The organism is Luteimonas sp. A537, from assembly GCF_054052065.1.
Map to the genome: position 1 here is coordinate 1 of NZ_JBSVRH010000016.1, position 3,220 is coordinate 3,220.

General features: G+C 60.0%; 3 protein-coding genes. All 3 read left to right on the forward strand.

Annotated elements, in window-relative coordinates:
- Nucleotides 1-463: 463 nt before the first annotated feature.
- Entirely contained in the window at nucleotides 464-874 is a 411-nt protein-coding gene (locus tag ACW7GZ_RS14810; RefSeq protein WP_457010031.1) for an MAPEG family protein, read from the forward strand.
- 65 nt (nucleotides 875-939) lie between these two features.
- A complete protein-coding gene (gene crcB / locus ACW7GZ_RS14815) occupies nucleotides 940-1,317 on the forward strand; it encodes a fluoride efflux transporter CrcB (RefSeq protein WP_457004767.1) in 378 nt (125 codons plus the stop codon).
- 1,347 nt (nucleotides 1,318-2,664) lie between these two features.
- Entirely contained in the window at nucleotides 2,665-3,123 is a 459-nt protein-coding gene (locus ACW7GZ_RS14820) for a YcxB family protein (protein WP_457010033.1), read from the forward strand.
- The last annotated feature ends 97 nt before the right edge of the window (nucleotides 3,124-3,220 follow it).

A 3,220-nucleotide genomic window follows, 5' to 3' on the forward strand; every position in this document is an offset into this window, starting at 1 on the left:
CTTCGTCTCTGACTTCTTCCTGGTCATCTGTCTCACCTCGGATTGCGATATTTAATCGCTTATCCGGGTGTCCGTGAAGCAGGGGCAGGATCATCTGGCTGTTCGTGGTCTCAATGGCAATCACATCGCGGCGCATTGCACCCGCTGGGTCGACACACTTGTGCCAGAGGCGCTTGACCCGTCTGACAGCATCCACTCCACCCTGCACACGCCACGCCTCATGCACTCCGCTGTCGCTGGCTTAGATATTTTTGGGGTAGAGCCAATGGTGGCCAAGCTCTTTGTGAGTCCCGCTGTAAGGGCTGCGATAGAAGCGGCGGGCCTTACCGGGCTAGAGTTCTATTCTGTTGAGTTTGCATGACCCAGGTGCCGCCTAACAATTCATTCAAGCCGAAGCCGCTTCGCGGCTGGGCTTAATTCAGGCGTTAGGCCGCTCATCGCGTCAGTTCGGGGAGACTGATCCATGCCGCAAGCTCTGGTTCTGCCAATGGCCGCGCATGTCACGCTCACAGCATTCCTGTATGCCCTGCTCACCGTCGCGCGGGCTCCGGCAGTGTGGGGCTTGGGGCGTCGGGCGGACGGGAGCAACCCGTGGTCGGCCATTGAGCCACGGATCAGCGCCAATCTGTCCAACCAGTTCGAGTGGCCGCTGTTCTTCCACGTCGCCTGTCTCTTCTTCTTGCAGTTCCAGACCACCCAGACAGTTGTCGCCCTTGCCTGGATCTTCGTTGGCGGCCGCATCCTGCATAGCGCCATACAAGTTTTTACTAGCAACGTTCGGCTCAGAGGCTTGGTGTTCACAGTCAATTTTCTGGCAGTGATCGGCCTGTGGTACTTCGTGGTCTCGGCTTCGGGTAAGGCAGCCGCGGCCTAACAATTCATTCAAGCCGACACCGCTTCGCGGCGCGGCTTAATTCAGGCGTTAGGCCTCAAACACATATGAGCGCGTACTTGTGGGTAGGACTCGGCGGTTTCATCGGATCGGTGGCCCGTTACGCTGTGGCCGTCGGGTTAGGTGCTGCGCCGGCGGGGCGCTTTCCGTGGGCCACTTTCGCTGTCAATTGTTTGGGCTGTCTGCTGATCGGCCTGCTCGCAGGCATTCTTTCCAAGACATCCGTCTCTGAGCCGGTTCGCCTGTTCCTGGTCACCGGTATCCTCGGTGGCTTCACTACCTTCTCGGCGTTCGGGCTAGAGTCGCTCACCCTCCTGCGGCGCGGAGAAACCAGCCTTGCCCTGCTGTACATTCTTGGCAGCGTACTCGTGGGCATTGCTGCGGTCTGGCTAGGTCTTCGTTTCACCAGCGGAGCTGAGGCCTAACAATGCGTTCAAGCCGAAGCCGCTTCGTTCCACCAACCACATGGCAGGTAAAGCTTGCCATGTGGTTGGCTCCACTACGCGTCTCGGCTTAACTTAGGTGTTGGGCCGCACTGGGTGTGCGTCTAGTTGTGTCGCTCAACAGGATCTTCGGACAGTTCTCGGCCAGGGTGTGGGGTCGCTTCGTTCGGCATCTAGCCTTCCGGCACCTGGCTTCGATCTAACACCGTAGCCTGTTGCCCGCCGCGCTCACGCCAATCGCTGGCTTCGGCTACACGCAGCCTCGAGCGCCGGGGCCAGACCCAGCGCGGACGCCTTGTTCCAACCGGAAACCTTGGCCAGCCTGAGCCAAGGTGTTGTAGTGTCTCGGCCAAGGGGTCAGGCTGCGGTGGACCGGGGCGGGGCCCACCGTCACGGCCATTGCGGCCCAACAATTCGTTCAAGCCGACACCGCTTCGTTACACCAAACACATGGCAGAAAGAGCTTGCCATGTGCTTGGCTCCACTACGCGGCGCGGCTTAACTCAGGCGTTAGGCCTTGTTTCCCGCACTGTTGTTGCTGGGTTCCAGGCGATCTGTAGCGCCTCGCTTATCCGGAGCGTTTGCGCCTCGCACGCGCGGTGCAGGCGTCGGCAGTCAGCCCTGCAGCACCTCGGCTTCGGACTGGCGCGACTCGCCGCGAGATTCGACCGGCCGATTCGGCTTCGGACAGGACGCTGTGAGAGTTCTTGGCTGCGCGAGTCGATGGTTCTGGCTTCGGTCCCGGCAAGCGCCAGCCTCAGGCCGCTCGGCCAGACTTGTTGTACTGTTCGGCTCAGGGGTTGGGCTGTCGTGGGGTCGGGCGCAAGTTCGGCGTGCGGCGGCCTAACAAGTCGTTCAAGCCGAAGCCGCTTCGTTACGCAAAACACATGGCAGATAAAGCTTGCCATGTGTTTCGCTCCACTATGCGTCTCGGCTTAACTCTGGCGTTAGGCGGCATGAGACAGGCGGCGATCGTTCTAGCACTTCTTGCCTACCTGCTGCCCTTGGGGTGGCAGATCGTTCTGCGATCCGAATCTGATGAGCCTATCCATGGCATGTTCTGGTTCGTGACCACAGCGGGATCATTAGTCCTTGCGTTGGGGCTGTCGGGAGTCGCGACGGGCCTGCTGGTTGCAGCGCGTCGAGATTGGTCTCAGCCGGTGCTGGGCGCTTCAGCGCTTACTCGTGCAGAGCTCATACTCGTGGCGGCACCAGGTGTGGCAGTTACACTCCTGGCCGTGGCGGTGTTCGGCAGTCGAGTTGCCGCCTAACAATTCATTCAAGCCGACACCGCTTCGCGGCGCGGCTTAATTCAGGTGTTAGGCTGCTATGGATACCCTGTCGCGCATCGAGTTCTCAGTTCGCTATCGACTCGGAGAGTATCTGCATTTCGTAACGGAGCACGCCTTCGATACAGATGATGCCTTGCGCACGCTGAGCGGAGTAAGACGGCATTTGGCGCGCATCACGCTCCAGTGTGTTGCAACAATCGGGTTCGTGTACAAATCGTCTCGTGTCGGCCGATGCGACTTCACTATCGACGCTACGGGTGTGAGTAGACGCACCAAGGGCGGTCCAGGCTCTGTTGGTTGGTCCAGGGTGAAGGCAGTCCACACTTACAGCCGTGGCTTTCTTATTGAGCTCGAGAGTGGCGCCATGCCCATACCCTTCCGCGTACTCTCGCCCGAACAGCAAGCCCAGTTTCGTCTACTGGCAGCGGACCAACTTCTCGCGGGGCCGCAGCCTAACAATTCATTCAAGCCGACACCGCTTCGCGGCGCGGCTTAATTCTGGCGTTAGGCCTTGTTTCCCGCACTGTTGTTGCTGGGTTCCAGGCGATCTGTAGCGCCTCGCTTATCCGGAGCGTTTGCGCCTCGCACGCGCG

Excerpts from the sequence above, each read along its gene's own strand:
- ACW7GZ_RS14820 (WP_457010033.1), top strand. The coding sequence starts at position 2,665 with ATGGATACCCTGTCGCGCATCGAGTTCTCAGTTCGCTATCGACTCGGA.
- crcB (WP_457004767.1), top strand. The coding sequence starts at position 940 with ATGAGCGCGTACTTGTGGGTAGGACTCGGCGGTTTCATCGGATCGGTG.
- ACW7GZ_RS14810 (WP_457010031.1), top strand. The coding sequence starts at position 464 with ATGCCGCAAGCTCTGGTTCTGCCAATGGCCGCGCATGTCACGCTCACA.